This window comes from Luteibacter sp. KNZ12-1A (genome assembly GCF_056755675.1).
In genome coordinates this window covers 14,628-34,050 of the sequence record NZ_JBPGXU010000026.1, presented here as the reverse complement: position 1 = coordinate 34,050, position 19,423 = coordinate 14,628, and the positions used below count along the sequence as shown (strand labels likewise).

Annotated in this window: 19 protein-coding genes, 1 pseudogene and 1 riboswitch; of the genes and pseudogenes, 16 read left to right on the top strand and 4 right to left on the bottom strand. The window is 67.7% G+C overall.

Annotated elements, in window-relative coordinates:
- Window positions 1-81 precede the first annotated feature (81 nt).
- The 4 genes from ACR9ZJ_RS08050 (at window position 82) to ACR9ZJ_RS08035 (ending at window position 2,936) form a co-directional block, all read left to right on the top strand.
- Complete coding sequence (locus tag ACR9ZJ_RS08050) at window positions 82-564, top strand: hypothetical protein (RefSeq protein WP_481282321.1); 483 nt, start codon at window positions 82-84, stop codon at window positions 562-564.
- A gap of 100 nt (window positions 565-664) precedes the next feature.
- Window positions 665-1,138, top strand: a complete 474-nt coding sequence (locus ACR9ZJ_RS08045) for a nuclear transport factor 2 family protein (protein WP_481282322.1) — start codon at window positions 665-667, stop codon at window positions 1,136-1,138.
- Window positions 1,139-1,173: 35 nt separating this feature from the next.
- A complete protein-coding gene (locus ACR9ZJ_RS08040; protein WP_481287462.1) occupies window positions 1,174-2,229 on the top strand; it encodes a sensor histidine kinase in 1,056 nt (351 codons plus the stop codon).
- Window positions 2,226-2,936, top strand: coding sequence for a LytR/AlgR family response regulator transcription factor (locus tag ACR9ZJ_RS08035; RefSeq protein WP_481282324.1), 711 nt, complete (start codon window positions 2,226-2,228; stop codon window positions 2,934-2,936). The genes ACR9ZJ_RS08040 and ACR9ZJ_RS08035 overlap by 4 nt, the downstream gene beginning before the upstream one ends.
- Here ACR9ZJ_RS08035 and ACR9ZJ_RS08030 read toward each other — a convergent pair.
- Complete coding sequence (locus ACR9ZJ_RS08030; RefSeq protein ID WP_481287461.1) at window positions 2,933-4,753, bottom strand: GGDEF domain-containing protein; 1,821 nt, start codon at window positions 4,751-4,753, stop codon at window positions 2,933-2,935. The two genes, ACR9ZJ_RS08035 and ACR9ZJ_RS08030, sit on opposite strands and share 4 nt — an antisense overlap.
- Before the next feature lie 18 nt (window positions 4,754-4,771).
- A complete protein-coding gene (locus ACR9ZJ_RS08025; RefSeq protein WP_481282326.1) occupies window positions 4,772-5,053 on the bottom strand; it encodes a hypothetical protein in 282 nt (93 codons plus the stop codon).
- A gap of 188 nt (window positions 5,054-5,241) precedes the next feature.
- On the opposite strand from ACR9ZJ_RS08025, the pseudogene ACR9ZJ_RS08020 reads away from it, so the two are divergent.
- From ACR9ZJ_RS08020 to ACR9ZJ_RS07965, 12 genes and pseudogenes are all read left to right on the top strand, one after another.
- Window positions 5,242-6,318 (top strand): annotated as a pseudogene (locus ACR9ZJ_RS08020) (acyltransferase family protein); the annotation flags it as partial.
- 23 nt (window positions 6,319-6,341) lie between these two features.
- Window positions 6,342-6,574: riboswitch (cobalamin riboswitch) on the top strand.
- A 120-nt stretch (window positions 6,575-6,694) separates the two neighbouring features.
- Complete coding sequence (gene btuB, locus ACR9ZJ_RS08015; protein WP_481287460.1) at window positions 6,695-8,569, top strand: TonB-dependent vitamin B12 receptor; 1,875 nt, start codon at window positions 6,695-6,697, stop codon at window positions 8,567-8,569.
- 25 nt (window positions 8,570-8,594) lie between these two features.
- On the top strand, window positions 8,595-9,176 hold the full coding sequence (locus ACR9ZJ_RS08010) for a hypothetical protein (protein ID WP_481287459.1): 582 nt from the start codon (window positions 8,595-8,597) through the stop codon (window positions 9,174-9,176).
- A 23-nt stretch (window positions 9,177-9,199) separates the two neighbouring features.
- Window positions 9,200-9,802 (top strand): cob(I)yrinic acid a,c-diamide adenosyltransferase, encoded by a 603-nt coding sequence (gene cobO, locus ACR9ZJ_RS08005; RefSeq protein ID WP_481287466.1) that lies wholly within the window; start codon window positions 9,200-9,202, stop codon window positions 9,800-9,802.
- Complete coding sequence (locus tag ACR9ZJ_RS08000; protein WP_481287458.1) at window positions 9,799-11,088, top strand: cobyrinic acid a,c-diamide synthase CobB; 1,290 nt, start codon at window positions 9,799-9,801, stop codon at window positions 11,086-11,088. Before cobO ends, ACR9ZJ_RS08000 begins: the two co-directional genes overlap by 4 nt.
- Complete coding sequence (cbiB, locus tag ACR9ZJ_RS07995) at window positions 11,085-11,993, top strand: adenosylcobinamide-phosphate synthase CbiB (RefSeq protein WP_481287457.1); 909 nt, start codon at window positions 11,085-11,087, stop codon at window positions 11,991-11,993. Before ACR9ZJ_RS08000 ends, cbiB begins: the two co-directional genes overlap by 4 nt.
- Window positions 11,986-13,122 carry a threonine-phosphate decarboxylase gene (locus ACR9ZJ_RS07990; protein ID WP_481287456.1) on the top strand — a complete coding sequence of 379 codons (1,137 nt, stop codon included), beginning with the start codon at window positions 11,986-11,988 and terminating at the stop codon, window positions 13,120-13,122. Before cbiB ends, ACR9ZJ_RS07990 begins: the two co-directional genes overlap by 8 nt.
- Window positions 13,119-14,585 carry a cobyric acid synthase gene (locus ACR9ZJ_RS07985; protein WP_481287455.1) on the top strand — a complete coding sequence of 489 codons (1,467 nt, stop codon included), beginning with the start codon at window positions 13,119-13,121 and terminating at the stop codon, window positions 14,583-14,585. The genes ACR9ZJ_RS07990 and ACR9ZJ_RS07985 overlap by 4 nt, the downstream gene beginning before the upstream one ends.
- The gene (cobU, locus tag ACR9ZJ_RS07980; protein WP_481287454.1) at window positions 14,579-15,100 is read left to right on the top strand and encodes a bifunctional adenosylcobinamide kinase/adenosylcobinamide-phosphate guanylyltransferase; all 522 of its coding nucleotides are present in this window, start codon (window positions 14,579-14,581) and stop codon (window positions 15,098-15,100) included. Before ACR9ZJ_RS07985 ends, cobU begins: the two co-directional genes overlap by 7 nt.
- Window positions 15,097-16,140, top strand: coding sequence for a nicotinate-nucleotide--dimethylbenzimidazole phosphoribosyltransferase (gene cobT / locus ACR9ZJ_RS07975; RefSeq protein ID WP_481287453.1), 1,044 nt, complete (start codon window positions 15,097-15,099; stop codon window positions 16,138-16,140). The genes cobU and cobT overlap by 4 nt, the downstream gene beginning before the upstream one ends.
- Window positions 16,137-16,676: a histidine phosphatase family protein gene (locus tag ACR9ZJ_RS07970; RefSeq protein WP_481287452.1), complete on the top strand. Its 540-nt coding sequence runs from the start codon at window positions 16,137-16,139 to the stop codon at window positions 16,674-16,676. Before cobT ends, ACR9ZJ_RS07970 begins: the two co-directional genes overlap by 4 nt.
- Window positions 16,673-17,395, top strand: a complete 723-nt coding sequence (locus ACR9ZJ_RS07965) for an adenosylcobinamide-GDP ribazoletransferase (protein WP_481287451.1) — start codon at window positions 16,673-16,675, stop codon at window positions 17,393-17,395. Before ACR9ZJ_RS07970 ends, ACR9ZJ_RS07965 begins: the two co-directional genes overlap by 4 nt.
- Window positions 17,396-17,544: 149 nt before the next feature.
- Here the strand turns inward: ACR9ZJ_RS07965 and grxD are convergent, their stop codons facing one another.
- Together grxD and ACR9ZJ_RS07955 are read right to left on the bottom strand one after the other, a co-directional pair.
- Window positions 17,545-18,453, bottom strand: a complete 909-nt coding sequence (gene grxD, locus ACR9ZJ_RS07960) for a Grx4 family monothiol glutaredoxin (protein ID WP_481287450.1) — start codon at window positions 18,451-18,453, stop codon at window positions 17,545-17,547.
- Between the two features lie 71 nt (window positions 18,454-18,524).
- Complete coding sequence (locus ACR9ZJ_RS07955) at window positions 18,525-19,397, bottom strand: UDP-2,3-diacylglucosamine diphosphatase (RefSeq protein WP_481287449.1); 873 nt, start codon at window positions 19,395-19,397, stop codon at window positions 18,525-18,527.
- Window positions 19,398-19,423 lie beyond the last annotated feature (26 nt).

Sequence of the window (19,423 nt, the reverse complement as noted above, 5' to 3'; positions counted from 1 at the left end):
TACACGCGTGCGTGGGCGGCAAGGGACATACGCGCCTTCGCGATGAGCGTTTCATGGTGGCTCCTCAACCAAGGAGTCACCATGATGCTTCGAAACGCGCTCGCCGCCGCCCTCTTCATCCTGCCTGCCGCCGTCTTCGCCCAGGTCGCGCCCGCTCCCGCCCGCTATGTCGACGCCATCGACTGGCCGGCATCGGAGCAGGGCATGGATCGCTTCTTCGAGGCGGAAGTCCGGCTCAACGCCGGCTTCGAGAAGATCTGCGGCGATACCTTCTGCGAAGGGGAATATGCCAACCTGCGCCCGATGCAGCTTCGCTGTTCGGTCGACAGCACCAAGGGGACACTGAAGCAGTGCCTCTGGCTGTTCTCCGGCAGCACCGCGGCGGTGAACCCGAAATCCGGTGCCGTGCAGACCGCGGCCAAGCTCTACAAATGCAAGCTCCTGCTCGCCAAGGACACCCCGGTGGACAAGTTCTACGAGGTGATGAACGGCGACGACGCGCTGCACGCGAAGCTGCCGATGTCCCGTTACTCCGTTTACGACGGGCTGGTGGGTTGCCTGTAACGACCGTTTCACAGCGTTGATCCACCGTCCCGCCGCACGCCCACTGGCGGCGGGACGGTTCCGCTGGTTTGCTCGATGCACCCATCATCGAGGTCATACCATGCGCATCCGCCACCTTCTCGCCCTGCTGGCCCTCGTGGCCGCCGTTCCCTGTGCCGCCGCCGATTCGCCGAAGGCCGAGATCGAACAGGTGGTGACGCGTTTCCAGGCGTCCCTGAAAACCCACGACCGCGCCGCACTGGCAAACCTCTTCCTCGCCGACAGCAAGGCGTGGTGGAACGTGCTGGGTGATGAAAGCTACCGCAAGGTCAAGGCGAAGCATCCGGAAGCCGCCCGCTACAAGGCGGGTACCTGGCAGGAGTTCGCCGACTACGTCGGCAGCACCAAGGCCGGCATCGAGGAGCGCTTCCACAACGTACGCATCGAAACCGACGGCAGCGTGGCCTCGGTCTACTTCGATTTCGAGTTCGTGGCCGACGGAAAGGTGGGCAACAAGGGCGCGGAGACCTGGCAACTGATCCATACCGACGACGGCTGGAAGATCGCCTCCATGCTGTACTCCTCCAACTTCTGACCGATACTGCGGACACGGAAGCCACGGGCAAGGCCATGCGTGAAGATCGCAGCGCGACGGTGTCGCCAGGCATGGCCTGGATCGCGGGCCTGCCCGTGCTGGGCTGCATGCTCGTCATGGGACTGCCGTCGGTCGGCGATGCGCATGTGCTGGCCTTCCGGCTCTTCTACGCCGTGGCCTATTTGTTCTGGATCGTGCCGGTGGGTTGGCTGCAGCGCATGCTTTGGCGGCGCGGCGCCAGCGGGTGGACGATGGCCGCGGTGCTCCTTCCGGCCACCTATGCGATGTCGGTGTTGAACGCCTTGATCGCCTTGCGCTTCATCGCGGACGAGGGCGCGCGTGCGCGCATGGACTGGACCTGGGTCTTTGGCGGACTGGACGGTTGCTGGCTCGCGCTCATCGCCTTCTGCGGATTACAGGCGGTCGTGCTGCACCGTGCGGCCCTGCAAGCCGAGGGCGAGCGCGTGAGGCTCGCGGGGCTCGCGGCGCGCGATGCCGAACTGCGCGCCTTGCGTTACCAGCTGCAGCCGCACTTTCTCTTCAATACCCTCAATGCGATCTCCGCCCTCGTCGCCGACGATCGAAAGCGGGAAGCCAGCCGGATGATCGCCCGCCTGGGCGATTTCCTCCGCGCCACGCTGGAGGAAACCCGTGGGCACGAAGTCAGCGTGGCCGAGGAGATCGCTTTCACCTCCACCTACCTGGATATCGAAAAGGCCAGGTTGGGCGATCGCCTGCGCGTGGACATGCGGGCAGGGCCGGATGTCCTCGACGCGAGCTTGCCGTACCTGCTTCTCCAGCCATTGGTCGAGAATGCGATCCGCCATGGCATCGCCCCGCGAGGAACCGTGGGTGTGCTGGCGATCCACATCGTCCGGGACGACGATCGCCTTCGCGTGACCGTCGACAACGATATACCGTTCCCCGCGGGTAGCCGGGCGACCGGCGTCGGGCTGGCGAACGTTCGCGCACGGCTGGAGGCGCTGTATCCCGGCGCGCATCGCTTCGAGGCCGGGCTCGTCGAAGCGACATGGCGCGCCGCGATCGAGCTGCCGTATCGGGTCACGAGCGCAGCGCGGGTCGCCGCATGATCCGCGTGGCGGTGGTGGACGATGAACCGCTGGCTCGCGCTGGTGTCCTGGCGCGCCTCCGCGGCGAGACCGATATCACGGTGGTCGGCGAGTTCGCGGACGGGCATGAACTGGCCATGCTCCGCCGCCATTCGGTGGACGTGGCGATCGTGGATGTGCAGATGCCGGGGCGCGATGGACTCGATGCCCTGGCGGCGATTCCGATGGCCGAACGTCCGCTTGCCATTCTTCTCACGGCGCACGAGCATTTCGCCGTGCGCGCCTTCGAACTCCAGGCGGTGGATTACCTGCTGAAACCCATCGACGACGAACGTTTCGGCGAAGCGATCGACCGGGTACGGCGGCAGTTGCGTGGCCAGGCGGCGGCCGCGACGATACAGCGCTTCGCCATCCGGACAGGTACGAAACTGAGTTTCATCGATGCGGACGAAGTCGAATGGATCGAAGCCGACGGTGACTACGCTGTCTTGCACGTGCAGGGACGACGGCATCTGCTGCGCGAACCGCTGCACGCGCTTTCGCGCCGGCTAGACCCTGCGCGATTCGTGCGCGTGCACCGGTCGGCGATCGTTCGCATCGACCAGGTGGAGGAGCTGCGCCCGCGACCGAATCGCGACGCGATGTTGCGCCTGCGCGACGGCACGGCGCTCAGGGCCAGCCGTACCTACATCGAGACGTTGCTCGCGGCGCTGCACCGCATCCCCTAGTGCCGCGCCACCCAGGCCGACGACGAGGCCTGCTTGGCTTCGGTGGACACGGATTCGGGCAAGGGTTCGTCAGGCAAGGCGATCTCGACGCGATTGCGTCCTCCGGCCTTGGCCCGGTAGAGCGCCTCGTCCGCCTTTGCCAATAGCCGGTCGAGCTGTTCGCCGTGGCGCGAGGTGCAAGCCACGCCGAAGCTCGCCGTGACGTGGGCCGTGGACGGGCCGCCGGCGGGTGGCGCGGCGAGCGCCACGCGGATCATGTCCGCACGCTTCGCGCCGGCGGTCTCGTCGGCGTTCGGCAGGAGGATGCCGAATTCCTCGCCGCCCAGCCGTCCGAACACGTCTCCCTCGATGATGTGGTCGCGGCATTCGGCGACGACGCGCAGGAGCACCCAGTCGCCCTCGGCGTGCCCGTAGGTATCGTTGACCAGCTTGAAATGGTCCAGGTCGAACAGGATCAGGCACGAAGGCTTGCCGTTCTTGCGAACGGCCTGCAATGTCTGCGTGGCTTCCTCGACGAAATGCTGGCGGTTACAGATGCCGGTGAGGCTGTCACGGCGAGCCATGCGCATGAAGCGCAGCTGCGAGCGCTTGGTGCGGACCAGCCACAGGCCGATCGCCGCCAGCACGGTGAGCAACAGCAGGATGTAGAGCCGGCTCGTTTCCATCGAGCGTCGGTCGACTTCGCGTTGCAGGTGCAGGATCTGGTTCTGGCGGTCGAGCGCGTCGGCTTCCATGCGGCTGGAGGTCACTTGTTGCTTTACCACCTGATAGGCGAGCGCACGTGCCGTCACGTCGTCGAGATATCCCTTGTCCGCCTGCATGTAGCGTTCGAGCCAATCGGTCGAGGCGCGGAAGTCGCCACGCCGCTTCGCGGCCAGGTAGAGCGTTCTCAGCGCCACCGCCAGTGGCTCGGAGTATTCCCCCGCGATCGAACTGTCGACCGCCGCATGCGCATACTTTTCCGCCGCGTCCACATCGCCGGTCTGCCAGTGACCCTCGGCGAGCAGCGATTCGAATTGTGAAATAAGGCTCGGGTACTGGTCGCGCACGACCGCCGGATAGTGTTTCTCCAGCATGGCGACGGCTTCGGCGGCATGTCCGGCGCGGATGGTCCCTTCGGCCATGTCCGCACGGAGCGCATTGGCGATGAGGTTCTCGCCGGCGGCCTCGCATGCCGCGATGCCTTGGGTGAAGCGCGGGTCGGCTCCCTCGATGCGCTTGCCCCGATAGAGCGCGTGGAGCTTGATGAAGGTGCCCTTGCAGGCGCTGTCGCCGGTGGGCGTGCTTTCGATCATCCGCTCGGCGTACTCGGCGGCGATGTCGTACTGGCCGGCGGACGTGAGCATCTGCGCCGCCTCGCCCAGGCCCTGGAGGCGTGCCTGCGGGTCGCTGACCTCGGGCAGGCTATCGGTGAGTTCCGTCAGGCGGGAGAAGGCTTCCTGGTAACGGTGCCCGATGCCCAGGATGTTGATCAGCGTGGCGGTGGCGCGAAAGCGCAGGGTGGTGTCGGAGGAACCGCCGATCACCGCCTCGAGCAACGGCACCGCGGCTTCGTAATCGCCGGCATAGGCGACCTGCCAGGCTTCGAGGTAATGCAGGTGGGCGCGTTGTGCCGCGGTCAGCCGTGGCGCGTCGCGGCCGAGCCGCGCCACCGTATCCATGAAGGCGGGATGGTCGGAGGTCTTGGTCGCGTCGGCACGTGCGAGCGTCGCCGTCGCGTCCTCGCCCGGCGTGTGCTGCGCGAGGACGGCGCCGGCATGGGACGCCAGCGTGAGTGCGATCGCCAGCCCCAGCCGGCGTCCGAAGCGACCGATCATGCGACCGTGGCCTCGCGCTCAGGCGTCCGAGGGATCGGGGACGTCGGGTGTTTCGGGTGTGTCCTTCGCCGGCGTTTCGGACTCTTCCTCGCTCTGTGGCGTGTCGCCGAGCTGGATGCTGTTGAAGGTGCCCGGCGCGACGCGGTCGCGCAGCGCTTTCTCGTCACCGGCGAGAATCGCGGCGGCCAGCGCGCCATCGACGGCGGCCTCGTCCAGCTCGCGGGCCAGTTCAGCCGTGCCAGCAGCGCGCAACGTGGCATTGCCACCCATGCGTTCCAGGAAATCGATAACGTCAGACATGTTCGCCCCTTGATGAGACGCCGGACCACCTCCCCGGTGCCCGTGCGCGTGGCGATCATAGCGCGGTGGGGCGCGGCCCGTCGGGCGCCCCGGCGGGGGCCACAAGCATTTGCCCCGGGAATGCCATGAAGGGGCCCCCGGTCCGGCCGCTGGCGGCTTCACCATGCCCCGGCCACGAGGGGAAATCCATGCACCGAACGCCAGGCCTCGATTCGCTCCGCGCCATCGCCATCGCCTGGGTGATGCTTTTCCATAGCTATCTCGTCGGCGGCCTCGGAGAGGGCTTCTCGAAACTGGAACGGTCCGGCTGGATGGGCGTCGACCTGTTCTTCGTGCTCAGCGGCTACCTTATCGGCTCACAGGTGCTGAAGTCCCTGGCCACCACGGGCCGGCTCGACTTCGCCGACTTCTACCGGCGCCGTGCCGTACGCATCCTGCCCGCGTTCCTCACGGTGCTGGCGCTGTACGCATGCTGGCCCGCATGGAGGGAGACATCGGGAATGCAGCCGCTATGGCAGTTCCCCACCTTCACCTTCAACCTGATGTTCGACAACGGCGAGAACTACGCCTTCTCCCACGTATGGTCGCTTTGCGTGGAAGAGCACTTCTACCTCGTGTTTCCCATCCTCGCCTTCGCCCTGACGCGCAAGCCAGCGGCGTGGAAGTTCGCCGTCGCGTGCGCCGCCGTGGTCGTCGGCGGCATGCTCGTGCGCGGCTGGTCGTGGACGCACTGGTTCGCCCCGGCCCAGGCGGCGGGCGATAACGTGGGAACCGTCTATCTGCGCTACCTGTACTACCCCACATGGGCCCGCCTCGATGGCCTGCTGGCCGGTGTCGCTCTCGCCGTGTGCGGCGTGTATCGGCCGTGGGCCATGGCGTGGTTGCGGACGCGGGTGAACGCGGTGCTCATCCTTGGCGCACTCCTGCTCGCGTCCGCGCTCGTGCTGTTCGATGGCGCGCGCACCGGGTTCTGGCCCTGCGTCGCCGGCTATCCGCTGATCGCGCTGGCGATGGCCGCCTTCGTGGCCGCCGCCAGTGGCGACACCTGGCTGGCGCGGCTGGATATCCCGGGTGCGGATTGGCTGGCGCGCGCCTCCTACAGTCTCTACCTCAGCCACAAGGGTGTCTTCCACCTCGTGCAGTCCGCCCTGGACGGCCAACTGGCCGACCATCGATTCCTGCGTTTCGCCATCTATGCGGCCGCGACCCTGGCCGGAGGCGCCGTCCTGCACTACGCGGTCGAGCGGCCCTTCCTGCGTTGGCGGGACAAGCGCGCCGTGCGTTCGGCTACACTGTCGGCGCCCAAGGTGATCCGCGGCGTCAGCGCCGGGGATTGAAACGGGAATCCGGTGACGTGCGCGGCCTGCCAAGGGGTCGCCGCCATTCCGGAGCTGCCCCCGCAACGGTAGGCGAGCAAAAGGTCGGCATCGAGCCACTGTGCCAAGGCATGGGAAGGCGCCGTCCCCGCAGGGATTCCCTGCGCTCGCGAGCCCGGAGACCGGCCTCGAGGTACACCGGACAGGCGGAGGGCCATGTCGTGGGTGGCCGACAGCCTTCCGCCGCCGGCGATCCCGCCATCCCGCTTCCTGTCCCTCGCCATTCATGCCGCGCGGGTAGGCGCGGTGAGCAGGGAGTCACCCCGTGTCATTTCGTTCCTCCAGCCTCGCGGTCGCCATCGCGGTGGCTTTCCTCACGCCGGCCGCGGCGTTCGCCGATGCGTCCACCGACCTCGACCAGGTCGTCGTCACCGCCAGCCGCACCGACCAGGCCCTCAACCAGGTGCTCGCCGCTTCCACCGTGATCGACCGGGCCGAGATCGAGCGGCTGCAACCGCGGTCGCTGGCCGACCTGCTGCGCGGTACGCCGGGCGTCTCGATCGCCAACAACGGCGGCCCGGGCAAGGCCACCTCGGTGTTCCTGCGCGGCACCGAGGCCGACCACGTGCTCGTCCTGGTGGACGGCGTGAAGATCGGCTCGGCCACCTCCGGCACCGCGGCGTTTCAGGACATCCCGGTCGACCAGATCGAGCGCATCGAGATCGTGCGCGGCCCGTATTCGAGCCTGTATGGCTCCGACGCCCTCGGCGGCGTCATCCAGATCTTCACCCGCCATCCCGAGGGTGGCTTCGTCCCCCATTTCTCCGTGGGCGTGGGCAGCTACGACACGCTGCGCGGTTCGGCGGGCTTCGCCGGCCGTGGTGCCCAGGGCTGGTACGCGGTGGAGGCGAGCCACGACCAGACCGATGGCATCAACGCCTGCCGGGGCAAACCCAGCCCGGGCGGTGGCGGCTGCTTCACCTATGAGCCGGACAAGGATGGCTACCGTAACAATGCGCTGTCGTTGAAGGGCGGCTGGCGATTCGACGAGCAATGGGATGCGGACGCCAACGCCACGCGCACGGAAGGACGCAACCACTACGACGGCACCAGCAGCAACTTCGCCGAATCCGCCACCCAGGTCGTCGGTGGCCGCCTGCGTTACAAGCCATCGCAGGACATGTTGTTCACCGCCAGCCTGGGCCGTAGCGAAGACCTGTCCACCGATTACGAGAACGGCGTCTACGCCGATACCTTCAACACGCATCGCGACGTCGCGTCCGTGCAGGCCGACCTTGGCCGCGTGGGCGGTGGCGCCGGCCTCACCACGCTCGGCTTCGACTGGCAACGCGACCGCGTCGTCGGCAACACCGACTACCTGGTGGACGCGCGGCGCAACCACGCGTTGTTCGCGCAGTGGCAGCAGGAGTTCGGGGCCAGTTCGGTACAGGCCAGCCTGCGCCGCGATGAGAACAGCCAGTTCGGCGGAAAGACCACCGGCAGCCTGCAGTACGGTTACGCGCTGACGAAGACCCTGCGCGTCACGGGCAGCTACGGCACCGCGTTCAAGGCACCGACGTTCAACGATCTCTATTACCCCGACTACGGCAACCCCGACCTCGGCCCCGAGACCTCGCGGAACTGGGAACTGGGTGTGCGTGGCACGCCTGGCTGGGGTAACTGGTCGATCAACGCCTTCCAGAACAAGATCGACCACCTGATCGTATTCGACTCGGGCCTGAGCGGGCCGCTGTTCCCCTTCGGTGGGGCGAACAACATCGATCGTTCGCGCATTCGCGGTGTCGAACTGGCGGCGGACACCACGCTTGGCGATTGGCGCATCGCCGGCAACGCGACATGGTTGCAGCCGGAAGACGATAGCGACGATGCCTCCCACGGCAACCTGTTGCCGCGCCGCGCGCGCCGTACCGCGCATGTCGACGTCGACCGCAGCTTCGGCGCGTTCAGTGCCGGCGCGAGCGTGTTCGCCTCCGGTTATCGCTACGACGATACCGCCAATGCCCATCGCCTCGGCGGCTACGCGTTGACCGACCTGCGCATGGCATACGCCTTCGACGCGGCATGGAAGGTCGAGCTTTCAGCCAACAACGTCTTCGACCGCCACTACGAGACGGCCCGCTACTTCAACCAGCCGGGCCGCAACTGGATGCTGACGCTGCGCTACCAGCCCCGTTCATAACCGTGCATACATCGAGGTTCTTCCGATGAAATCGCTTTCGCGCCCCTTGTTCGCCGCCGTCGCCGCGTTGTTCGCCTTGCTCATGATCGGCACGCGCTTCTCCCATTTCGGCGACGCCTTGCACCTGCCCGACGCGTCGATGGCGCTGTTCTTCCTGGGTGGTCTGTACTTGCGCAAGCACCTGGCCTTTCTCGGCTTCGTGGCGCTTTCGGTGCTGATCGACTGGTATTCGGTGAGTTATGCGGGAGTGAGCGACTTCTGCATCACCGTGGCCTATTCGTTCCTGCCGCTGGCTTACGCGGTGCTGTGGTACGCGGGGCGGCTCCTGGCGCCGCGCTTCGACGGATCGCTTGCCTCGCACGCCCTCGTCTTCGCGGGCATCGTCGTCGGCGCCACGGTCTCCTATGCGATCTCGAACGGCGCGTTCTACTGGCTGGGTGGCCGTTACACCGAGCCGAACATGCCCCAGTACGTGCAGCGTTTCGCCCAATGGGCGCCGTTGTTCGTTCGTGCCGCCGCCGGCTACGTGCTCGCGGCCCAGCTGGTCCAGGCCCTGGTGTTCCGCTTCGCGCCGCGCGCAGGCGACGGCAAGACGGCCAGCGCATGAACGACGCGGTGCCCTGGCAGGACATGGACGAGGATGCGCGCCATCGGGACCGGATGCGCCGCAAGAAGGAGTTGATCGACCGGCGTATCGCCAAGGCGACCATCGACCGCGGCGTGCTGGTGGTGAACACCGGCAACGGCAAGGGCAAGAGTTCGTCGGGCTTCGGTATGCTGGCGCGGTCGCTCGGCCACGGCTTCCGCTGTGGCGTCGTGCAGTTCATCAAGGGCAGTTTCTCCACCGGCGAGGAGGCGTTTTTCCGCATGTTCGAGGACGGCCCGCTGGACTACCACGTGATGGGCGAGGGCTACACCTGGGAGACCCAGGACAAGGCGCGCGATGTCGCCGCGGCGACGGCGGCGTGGGAGGTGGCGGAGAGCATGCTTCGCGATCCCGCCTACGACTTCGTGTTGCTCGACGAACTCAACATCGCCCTGGTGAAGCGCTACGTTCCGCTCGACCGCGTGCTGGAGGCACTGCGCTTGCGGCCCGAACGCCAGCATGTCGTCATCACCGGCCGTGGCGCGCCCGATGAACTCGTCGCCGCCGCCGACACCGTCACGGAGATGCGCGTGGTCAAGCATGCATACCAGGCAGGTATCCGCGCGCAGAAGGGCGTCGAGCTGTGACCCGTGCCTGTCCCGCGTTGCTGGTTTCGGCGCCTGCGTCGGGGCAGGGCAAGACCAGCGTCACCGCCGCGCTCGCCCGTGCCCACGCGCGGCAGGGACGCCGCGTGCGCGTGTTCAAGACGGGGCCGGATTTCCTCGATCCGATGATCCTGGAGCGTGCGAGCGGGGCACCGGTGTATCAGCTCGATCCCTGGATGGGTGGGGACGACGACGTTCGCGCACGGCTTCATGCCGCCGCGGGCGACGCCGACCTGATCCTGGTCGAAGGCGTGATGGGCTTGTTCGACGGTGCGCCGTCGAGTGCGGACCTGGCCATGGCTTTCGGCTTGCCGGTGATGGCGGTGATCGACGGCGGCGCCATGGCACAGACCTTCGGTGCGCTGGCACATGGGCTGGCGAACTATCGCCCCGGCCTGCACGTGCAAGGCGTGCTCGCCAATCGCGTGGGCGGCGCGTACCACGCCGGATTGTTGCGCGACAGCCTGCCCCCGGGCATGGCGTGGTACGGCGCATTGCCGCGCGACGCGGCCATGGCCTTGCCGGAGCGGCATCTGGGCCTCGTCGCGGCGGCGGAGCTGGCCGATCTCGATGCGCGGCTGGATGCGCTGGCGGATGCGTTGCTTGCACAGGGGCCGATCGATCTGCCGCCTCCCGTCGCCTTCGATGCGCCGCCGTCGATCGTATCTTCGGTACGCCTGGACGGCGTACGCATCGCCATCGCACGCGATGCGGCATTCGCCTTTCTCTATCCCGCCAACCTCGACGTACTCCGCGACGCGGGCGCGGATCTGTCGTTCTTCTCGCCCGTGGCGGGCGATCCGCTGCCCGATTGCGACGCGGCCTGGCTGCCCGGTGGTTATCCCGAACTGCATATCGACGCGCTCGCCGCACGCGACGACCTGCGCCGCGACCTGCATGCGCACGTCGAGGCAGGCCGTCCGCTGCTCGCCGAATGCGGTGGACTGCTCTACGCGCTGGACCGCCTCGCCGATCGCGATGGCCATGAAGGCGCGATGATGGGCTTGTTGCATGGCCACGCCACGATCCAGCCGCGGCTGGCGGCGCTGGGCATGCAGGCCGTCGACTTGCCGGAGGGAAGCCTGCGCGGCCACTCGTTCCATTATGCGCAGGCGACGATGGAGGCGACGCCGCTGGCCGTGGCGAGCAACCCTCATGGCGGTCCCACGGCGGAGAAGGTCTATCGTCGCGGACGCATGACGGCGAGCTTCGTGCACTTCTATTTTCCGTCGAATCCCGACGCGGCGTGCCGGCTCTTCCTTCGATGACGACCCTGCTGGCGATGCTGCTGGCCTTGACGCTGGATGGGGTGTTCGGCGAGCCACGCCGTTTCCATCCACTGGTCGGCTTCGGCGCGCTGGCCAGCGCGGTGGAGCGCCGGCTCCATGCCGACCATCGGCTGGCGGGTGTCGCCGCGTGGACGGTCGTCGTGCTCCCGCCCGTGGCGTTGCTTTGCGGGTTGCACGCCGCTTCACCACCATGGGTGGTCTTCGTCGTCGATGTACTCGTGCTGTACTTCGCCTTGGGACGACACAGCCTCGGTGAACACGCCCGGCCGGTGGCTGCCGCCTTGCGCGACGGCGACCTGCCACGGGCGCGTGCCGCCGTGGGCCGCATGGTGAGCCGCGACACAGGTGTATTGGATGCCACGCATGTCGCCGCGGCCGGTACGGAATCGGTGCTGGAGAACGGCCACGATGCCGTGTTCGGTGCGCTGTTCTGGTTCATCGTGTTCGGTGCGCCCGGGGCCTTGCTGTTCCGCCTGGCCAATACGCTGGATGCGATGTGGGGCTACCGGACCGCCCGTTACGAACGCTTTGGCTGGGCCGCGGCGCGAGCCGACGACGCGCTCGGTTATGCGCCGGCCCGGCTTACCGCGCTCGGCTATGCCGCCATGGGCGATGCCGTCACGGCCCTCCGTTGCTGGCGCGCGCAAGCCCCGTCTTGGGACAGCCCCAACGCGGGCCCGGTGATGGCCTCCGGTGCGGGTGCGTTGCGCGTGCGCCTGGGTGGCCCGGCTCCTTATCACGGCCGGTGGGAAGACCGGCCCGTGCTTGGCGACGGTGAGCTGCCCGATGCGTCCTCGATAGTTCGTGCGTTGCGACTGGTCGATCGCACGGTCGTCGCCTGGCTGGTTGTCGTGCTCTTGGTGGGAGTGGCGGCGCATGCTTGAACACGGTGGACGTCTTGCGCGTGCCGCTCGCGAGTTCGGTATCCCCCGCGAGGTGTGGCTCGATCTGTCGACGGGGGTGAGTCCCCGCGGGTGGCCGGTGCCTCCGGTCCCGGCCGACGCGTGGCAGCGTCTTCCCGAGGACGACGATGGGCTCCTGGACGCCGCGCGTGCTTATTACGGTACCCGGCACCTGTTGCCGGTCGCGGGATCGCAAGCCGCCATCGCGGCGTTGCCGCGATTACGCGCACGTTCGCGCGTAGGCGTGATCGCGCCCGGCTATGCGGAGCACGCGCATGCGTGGCGGCAAGCGGGCCACGATGTCGTGGCACTGCCGCTTCCGGAGCTGCTCGCGCGTGCCACGGAATTCGACGTCGTCATCGTGATCCGCCCGAACAACCCCACCGGTGCCTGCCTGGACCGCGAGGGACTGCTGGACTTGCATGCCGCTCTTGTGGGAGCCGCTTCAGCGGCGATCCCGCGGCAGCGGGCCAGTTCGAGTCAAGCACCTATCGCCGCTGAAGCGGCTCCCACAAAAGCAGGCCCTGTAGCAGGCCCCGTAGCAGGCTCTATGGCAGGCCCTGCAGCAGGTTCCGCAGCAGCTCCCATGGCGGGTAACGATCCTTGGCTCGTGGTGGACGAGGCTTTCATCGACACGCGGCCGGACGACAGCCTGCTGCCGCATGTACGCGACGGCATCATCGTCCTTCGCTCGGTCGGTAAATTCTTCGGGATGGCCGGTGCACGCGCGGGTTTCGTCGCGGCATGGCCGGGCTTGCTCGATGCATTGGCGGAGGTGCTCGGACCGTGGACGCTGACGGGCCCGAGCCGGTATGCCGTGACACAGGCGCTGATGGACCGCGCATGGCAGGTCTCCGCGCGGGCGTGGTTGCACGAGGCGTCCGTACGATTGCGGACGATGCTTATGAAGCATGGCCTGCGTCCGTCCGGTGGCTGCGAATTCTTCCAGTACTGCGAACGATCCGACGCGGCGGAGCTGCACCGGTCGCTGGCGCGACACGCGGTCCTGGTCCGCCATTTCGACGCCCCGCGGGCCTTGCGTTTTGGCTTGCCCGTGGATGATGCGGCTTTCGCGCGACTGGACCGTGCCCTCGCGGAGGTCATGCGATGAGCGCGCGCGTACTCATGGTGCAGGGCTGCACGTCCGACGCGGGCAAGAGCACCGTCGTCGCCGCCCTGTGCCGTTGGCTGCATCGCCGCGGTGTCGCCGTCGCGCCGTTCAAGCCCCAGAACATGGCGCTCAATTCCGCCGTGACCGTGGATGGCGGGGAAATAGGCCGCGCACAGGCCGTGCAGGCACAGGCGGCGGGCGTGCCTCCGCATACCGATTTCAATCCGGTGCTATTGAAACCGAACAGCGATACCGGCGCCCAGGTGATCGTGCACGGACATCCCATCGGCAACATGGATGCCGTCGGCTACCACGCCTACAAGCGCGTGGCGATGGAGGCAGTGCTCGCGTCGCACGCGCGCCTGGTGGAGCGGTACGAGGCATTGGTGGTCGAGGGCGCGGGCAGTCCGGCCGAGATCAACCTGCGCGACCGCGACATCGCGAACATGGGTTACGCCGAAGCCGTGGATTGTCCCGTCGTGCTGGTCGCCGATATCGACCGCGGTGGCGTGTTCGCGCACCTTGTCGGCACCTTGGCCTTGCTCTCCGGAAGCGAGCGCGCACGCATCGTGGGTTTCGTCATCAACCGGTTCCGTGGCGACATCGCCTTGCTTCAGCCTGGATTGGACTGGTTGGAGCGCGAAACGGGAAAGCCGGTGCTCGGCGTGCTGCCCTACCTGCATGGCCTGGTTCTGGAAGCCGAGGATGCGTTGCCGCGGGATCGCGGCGAACGTCCGCGGTCCGCCTTGCGCGTCGTCGTACCCGCATTGCCGCGAATCAGCAACCATACCGATCTCGATGCGCTGCGCTTGCATCCCGACGTGGACTGCATCTTCGCCGGTCCTGGCGACGCGCTTCCACCCTGCGACCTGATCGTCCTGCCCGGTTCGAAATCCACGCGTGCCGATCTCGCCTGGTTGCGTGCACAGGGTTGGGACGAGGCGATCCTCCGACACGTTCGCTATGGCGGACGGGTGATCGGTATCTGCGGCGGCATGCAGATGCTCGGCCGGGCCGTGCACGATCCCGATGGCATCGAGGGCCAGGAAGGTTCCAGCGAAGGCCTGGGCTTGCTCGACCTGGAAACGACCCTGGCGCCGACCAAGCAGTTGCGCAACGTGCGTGGTCGGCTCGCAGGTAACCATGCCGCCGTGAGCGGTTATGAAATCCACTGCGGCGTGAGCGAGGGGCCGGCCATGGCCACGCCGGCGGTGTGGCTGGATGATGGCCGTGGCGATGGGGCACGTTCGGACGACGGGCGAGTGATCGGTACCTATCTGCATGGCGTTTTCGATCACCCCGAGGCATTGGCCGCATGGCTCCACGATGCCGGATTGCAGGCCGCCACGCCGTTCGACATCCAGGCACGGCGTGAAGTGACACTGGAACGCCTGGCCGATACGGTCGACGCGCATATGGATGTCGCCAGGCTGGAACGGATCTTCGGATGGTCCGCATGCTGACGCTCGTCCTCGGCGGCGCGCGCTCGGGCAAGAGTGCACTGGCGGAACGCCTCGCCATCGACAGCGGCCGCGACGTCGTCTACATCGCGACGGCGCAGGCGCTCGATAGGGAGATGGCGGATCGCATCGCGCATCATCGTGCGCGGCGGCCCGCCGGATGGGTGTCGGTCGAGGAACCGCTGGCCTTGGCAGCCACGCTTCGCCAGCACGCGCGGGCGGACCGCTTCCTGCTGGTGGATTGTCTCACCCTCTGGCTTTCGAACCTGCTCGGCATCGACGAGGGTGCGCACTTCATGTCACAGCGCGACGCCTTGCTCGACGGTCTCCGCGGATTGCCGGGAGACGTCGTCTTCGTCAGTAACGAAGTCGGCCTCGGCGTCACGCCGTTGGGCGAACTCACGCGCCGCTTCGTCGACGAAGCGGGACACCTCCACCAGGCCCTGGCGCAACGGTGCGATCGCGTCGTCTTCGTCGCCGCCGGACTACCCCTGACCCTCAAAGGAACACCACCATGATCGACTGGCTCGCGGCACCGGGCCGCGTTCCGGACCACGCCGTCGCCCGCGCCGCGGCCGCACGCCAGGACACCCTCACCAAACCGCCGGGCTCGCTGGGCCGGCTAGAGGCGCTCGCCGTGCAACTGGCCGGCCTGCAAGGGCGTGAACGACCCTCCGCATCACGCGTCCGGATCGCCGTGTTCGCCGCCGATCATGGCGTCGCGGCCGAAGGCGTATCCGCGTTTCCGCAGGCGGTCACGGGAGAGATGCTGCGCAATTTCGCCGGCGGCGGCGCGGCGATCGCCGTGCTGGCGCGCGAAATCGGCGCCACGCTCGAGGTGGTGAACCTCGGCACGGTGAACGATCCCGGCGAGGTCCCGGGCGTGCGGCGTCGCGTGATCGCCCCCGCGAGCGCCAACTTCTGCGAAGGGCCGGCGATGACGGATACCCAGCTGGATGCCGCGTTGATGGCGGGTGCGGCGAGCGTGGCCGATGCCATCGACGCGGGTACGGACGTCTACATCGGTGGCGACATGGGCATCGGCAACACCACGGTCGCCAGCGCGTTGGCCTGCGCCTTGCTCGGTGCGGAGCCGGAGGTGCTTACGGGCGCGGGGACCGGGCTGGACGCCGACGGCATCGTGCGAAAGCGGCATGTGATCGCGCGCGCCCTGGCCCTGCACGCCGATGCGACCACCGCACGCGAACGTCTGCGCCGCCTGGGCGGTTTCGAGATCGCGGCATTGGCCGGCGCCTTCGTCGCCGCGGCACAGCGCGGCTTGCCGGTGCTCGTCGATGGCTTCATCACCAGCGTGGCGGCACTCGCCGCGGTCGCATTGCGTCCGGATGCGAAGCCGTGGCTGATCTTCTCGCACCGTTCGCAGGAGCTGGGTCATGCACGCGTGCTCGCGGCCCTGGAGGCCGAGCCGTTGCTCGACCTGCGGTTGCGCCTGGGCGAAGCGAGCGGCGCGGCCATCGCCGTGCCGCTGCTTCGCATGGCCTGCGCGCTGCATGCGTCCATGGCGACCTTCGCCGAGGCGGGCGTGTCCGAAGCATGAGCATCGACCTGCTTCGCCATGGAGATACGGGCCAGCGCAGCTATCGCGGGCAGCTGGACGATCCGCTCAGCGAGCTCGGCTGGCGGCAGTTGCGCGAGGCCGTCGAAGGCCGCGGGTGGGATCGCGTGGTGTCATCGTCGATGACGCGTTGCGCCGCGTTCGCGGCGGAGTTCGCGCAACGGCGCGGATTGCCTCTGCGTGTCGACGCGCGCCTGGCCGAATACCATTTCGGCGACTGGCAGGGCGTGCCGATCGAGACGATCGCGGCGACGGACAGCCAGGCGCTGGAGCGTTTCTGGGCCGATCCGGTCATGTGTCCGCCGCCGGGGGCGGAACCCTTCGACGCTTTCCACGCGCGCTTGTCCGCGGCGCTGGACGATGTCGCGGCGGAGGCGGGCGATGCGCGCGTCCTCGTCGTCACCCATGGTGGCGCGATCCGCCTGTTGCGTTGCATCGCGGAAGGTCGTGGCTTCGGCGACATGGCGGGTATCGACGTGCCACATGCGTCGCTGCACGCCGTGCACTGGAGCCGGTGATGCGCGGATTGGCGGTAGCCTTCGCGTTCCTTACGCGCCTGCCCGTGCCACGGGTGAACTTCGGTACCGTTGCGCAGGCGGCGTCGCTGAAATGGTATCCACTGGTGGGACTGGCGATCGGCAGCTTGCTGGTGGCTACCGCGCACCTGCTGCATGCATTCCCCGTGCTACCGGCCGCGGCGATCGTCCTCGTCGTCTGGGTGGGGTTGACCGGCGCCTTGCACCTGGACGGCCTCGCCGACAGCGCCGACGCGTGGATCGGCGGCATGGGCGACCGCGAGCGCACGCTGTCGATCATGAAGGACCCGCGCAGCGGCCCGGCCGGCGTGATCTCGCTGGTGCTCGTGTTGCTGTTGAAGTTTTCGGCGCTGGCGACGCTGGGTGGCACATGGTGGCTTGTGTTGCCACCGTTGCTCGGGCGCACGGCGATCGTCGCGTGGTTCCTCACGACACGCTATGTGCGCCGGCAGGGCCTTGGCGAACCGTTGCGCGGCGCACCGGCCATCGGTTGCCGCGTGGCGCTGCTGATTGCCGTGGGATGGGCGGCGTGTTTCGGATACGCCGGATTGCTGGCACTCGGTACCGCCACCATCGTCGGCTGGCTATGGCGGCGCGCCTGCGTCCACCGCCTCGGCGGTTTCACCGGCGATACGGCCGGCGCGCTGGTGGAAATGGTCGAAGCGACGACGCTGGTCGCACTCGTGGCGATCCACGGCTGAGCGTCGATACTTTCCAGGTAGCCACAATTTGGTGGGAGCCGACCTTGTCGGCGATCCCGCGGCAGCGGGCCAGGCTACGGCAAGCACCCATCGCCGACAGGGTCGGCTCCCACCCAACGACATGACGGGTCCCTAACGGAACCCCGCGTTCAGCCGCCTACTTCACGCATCCACGCTTCCATCCCGCCTTCGACGTTGAAGATGCGGGTGAAACCGTGGGCGGCGAAACGCTCGGCGGCGGCGCGGCTGGACATGCCGACGTTGCAGATGAAGGCGATCGGCGTGTCCTTCGGCAACTGGCCGAGGCCTTCGTAGCCCTCGTCTTCCAGGATGCGTGCGCCGTTGATCGGGGCGACCATCGCGCGGCTCTGGGCCGGGCGGACGTCGATGAGGACCACATCGCCCGCGTCGAGCTTGCCCTTGAGTTCCTGCACGCTCATCGAGCCGATCTCGACCGCGCCGGGGAACTTCAGGCTCAGGCCTTCGCCCTGCACCGTCGACACCCAGTCGATCACGATACCCTTCGCGCGCGCGGCGCTGCCCGGATCGAAATGCACTTCGATGCCGTTGGCGACGACGACGATGTCGTGGTCGCCGGCCGGCGCCAGCTGGAAGCCGGCGCTGTGGTCAGGGCCGATCTCCAGGTGCAGGGCCATGCCCTGGGCGTTGGCCATGCCACCGCGGATCGCCTCGGCGGCCTTCTCGGTGATGGTGATTTCCGGCGGCGTGCGGTCCGGCGCGTCGACGCCGAACATCGTGTAGAGCTCGCCGCTGGTGTAGAGCTGGCGGATGATGTCCGAGCCGCCAACCAGTTCGCCCTTCACGTAGAGCTGGGGAATGGTGGGCCACTGGCCGTATTCCTTGATGCCTTCGCGGATCTCCGGATCCTGCAGCACGTCGACCGTGTGGTAGGCGGGAATCACGTCGTTGAGGGTGTTGATCGCCGCCGCGGAGAAACCGCACATCGGCTGCTGGCGCGAGCCCTTCATGAACAGCACGACGTCGTGCTGGCCGAGAAGGGTTTCGATGCGCTCGCGGGTGGGGGTATCGAGGGCCATGGGGTCACCGCGGAAAGGGAAGGGAGCCATTTTACCGGCATCCACCGCACATGGGCCCTATCCGGTCCGTTTCAACCCGCTATCGACACCCCGGTGCCTCGGAGGGTGGAGAGATCGGCCCGGCAATCGGCCAAGGGGGCGAATCCGAGCACTGCCTCCGGCGAGGGCAATACGGTCTCGCGGCTGGCCCGGCCCAGCGGGGTGACCCGCTCCGTCCAGTGGATCAGCTCCATGGCACCGGTGGCGTCCTCGACCAGGGCGGTGCAGTGCTCCACCCAGTCGCCGTCGTTCAGGTAGAGGATGCCGTCGATCGGGCGGACGTGGCCGAAATGGATGTGTCCGCAGATATGGCCGTCGAGACCACGTTCGCGGGCGTCGCGGGCCACGCGCTGCTCGTAGCCGCGGATGTAATCGAGTGCCGCGCCGACGTGCGACTTCAGGATGATCGACAGGGGCAGGTAGGGCAGCTCCAGGCGCAGGCGCACCGCGTGCACGCGGCGATTGGCCCAGCAGATGAAGCGGTGCAGGGTGTCGCCCAGCCAGGCGATCCAGCGACGGCCGACGTGCTCGGGATCGAATTCGTCGCCGTGGCTGACGCGGTAGCGGCGGCCATCGGCGCCTTCGTGGATGGCATCCAGTTCCACGCGGATGCCGGCGATGCTCGATCCGGCCAGGCCGCGCATCTGGAAGTCGTGGTTGCCGGGGATGTAGATCACCTCGACGCCACGCGCGGCGATCGCGACCAGTTCGGCGATCACGGCGCCATGGTCCGGATGCCACCAATGGCGCTTCGCCAGCGCTTCCAGGTCGACGATGTCGCCGACGAGGTAGAGCCGCTCGCACTCCAGGTGGCGGAGGAAGTCGAGCAGATAGGCCGCCTTGCAGTCGGGGGTGCCGAGGTGCACGTCGGAGATGAAGGCGCTGCGGCAGGTGAGCTTCGCCATGGCATCGGTTCCCGGGGTTGTCCCGG

What these genes read in the sequence shown, in the direction of transcription:
- ACR9ZJ_RS08050 (WP_481282321.1), top strand. Translation starts at nt 82, where the DNA reads ATGATGCTTCGAAACGCGCTCGCCGCCGCCCTCTTCATCCTGCCTGCC.
- ACR9ZJ_RS08045 (WP_481282322.1), top strand. Translation starts at nt 665, where the DNA reads ATGCGCATCCGCCACCTTCTCGCCCTGCTGGCCCTCGTGGCCGCCGTT.
- ACR9ZJ_RS08040 (WP_481287462.1), top strand. Translation starts at nt 1,174, where the DNA reads ATGCGTGAAGATCGCAGCGCGACGGTGTCGCCAGGCATGGCCTGGATC.
- ACR9ZJ_RS08035 (WP_481282324.1), top strand. Translation starts at nt 2,226, where the DNA reads ATGATCCGCGTGGCGGTGGTGGACGATGAACCGCTGGCTCGCGCTGGT.
- ACR9ZJ_RS08030 (WP_481287461.1), bottom strand. Translation starts at nt 4,753, where the DNA reads ATGATCGGTCGCTTCGGACGCCGGCTGGGGCTGGCGATCGCACTCACG.
- ACR9ZJ_RS08025 (WP_481282326.1), bottom strand. Translation starts at nt 5,053, where the DNA reads ATGTCTGACGTTATCGATTTCCTGGAACGCATGGGTGGCAATGCCACG.
- ACR9ZJ_RS08010 (WP_481287459.1), top strand. Translation starts at nt 8,595, where the DNA reads ATGAAATCGCTTTCGCGCCCCTTGTTCGCCGCCGTCGCCGCGTTGTTC.
- cobO (WP_481287466.1), top strand. Translation starts at nt 9,200, where the DNA reads ATGGACGAGGATGCGCGCCATCGGGACCGGATGCGCCGCAAGAAGGAG.
- cbiB (WP_481287457.1), top strand. Translation starts at nt 11,085, where the DNA reads ATGACGACCCTGCTGGCGATGCTGCTGGCCTTGACGCTGGATGGGGTG.
- ACR9ZJ_RS07990 (WP_481287456.1), top strand. Translation starts at nt 11,986, where the DNA reads ATGCTTGAACACGGTGGACGTCTTGCGCGTGCCGCTCGCGAGTTCGGT.
- ACR9ZJ_RS07985 (WP_481287455.1), top strand. Translation starts at nt 13,119, where the DNA reads ATGAGCGCGCGCGTACTCATGGTGCAGGGCTGCACGTCCGACGCGGGC.
- cobU (WP_481287454.1), top strand. Translation starts at nt 14,579, where the DNA reads ATGCTGACGCTCGTCCTCGGCGGCGCGCGCTCGGGCAAGAGTGCACTG.
- cobT (WP_481287453.1), top strand. Translation starts at nt 15,097, where the DNA reads ATGATCGACTGGCTCGCGGCACCGGGCCGCGTTCCGGACCACGCCGTC.
- ACR9ZJ_RS07970 (WP_481287452.1), top strand. Translation starts at nt 16,137, where the DNA reads ATGAGCATCGACCTGCTTCGCCATGGAGATACGGGCCAGCGCAGCTAT.
- grxD (WP_481287450.1), bottom strand. Translation starts at nt 18,453, where the DNA reads ATGGCCCTCGATACCCCCACCCGCGAGCGCATCGAAACCCTTCTCGGC.
- ACR9ZJ_RS07955 (WP_481287449.1), bottom strand. Translation starts at nt 19,397, where the DNA reads ATGGCGAAGCTCACCTGCCGCAGCGCCTTCATCTCCGACGTGCACCTC.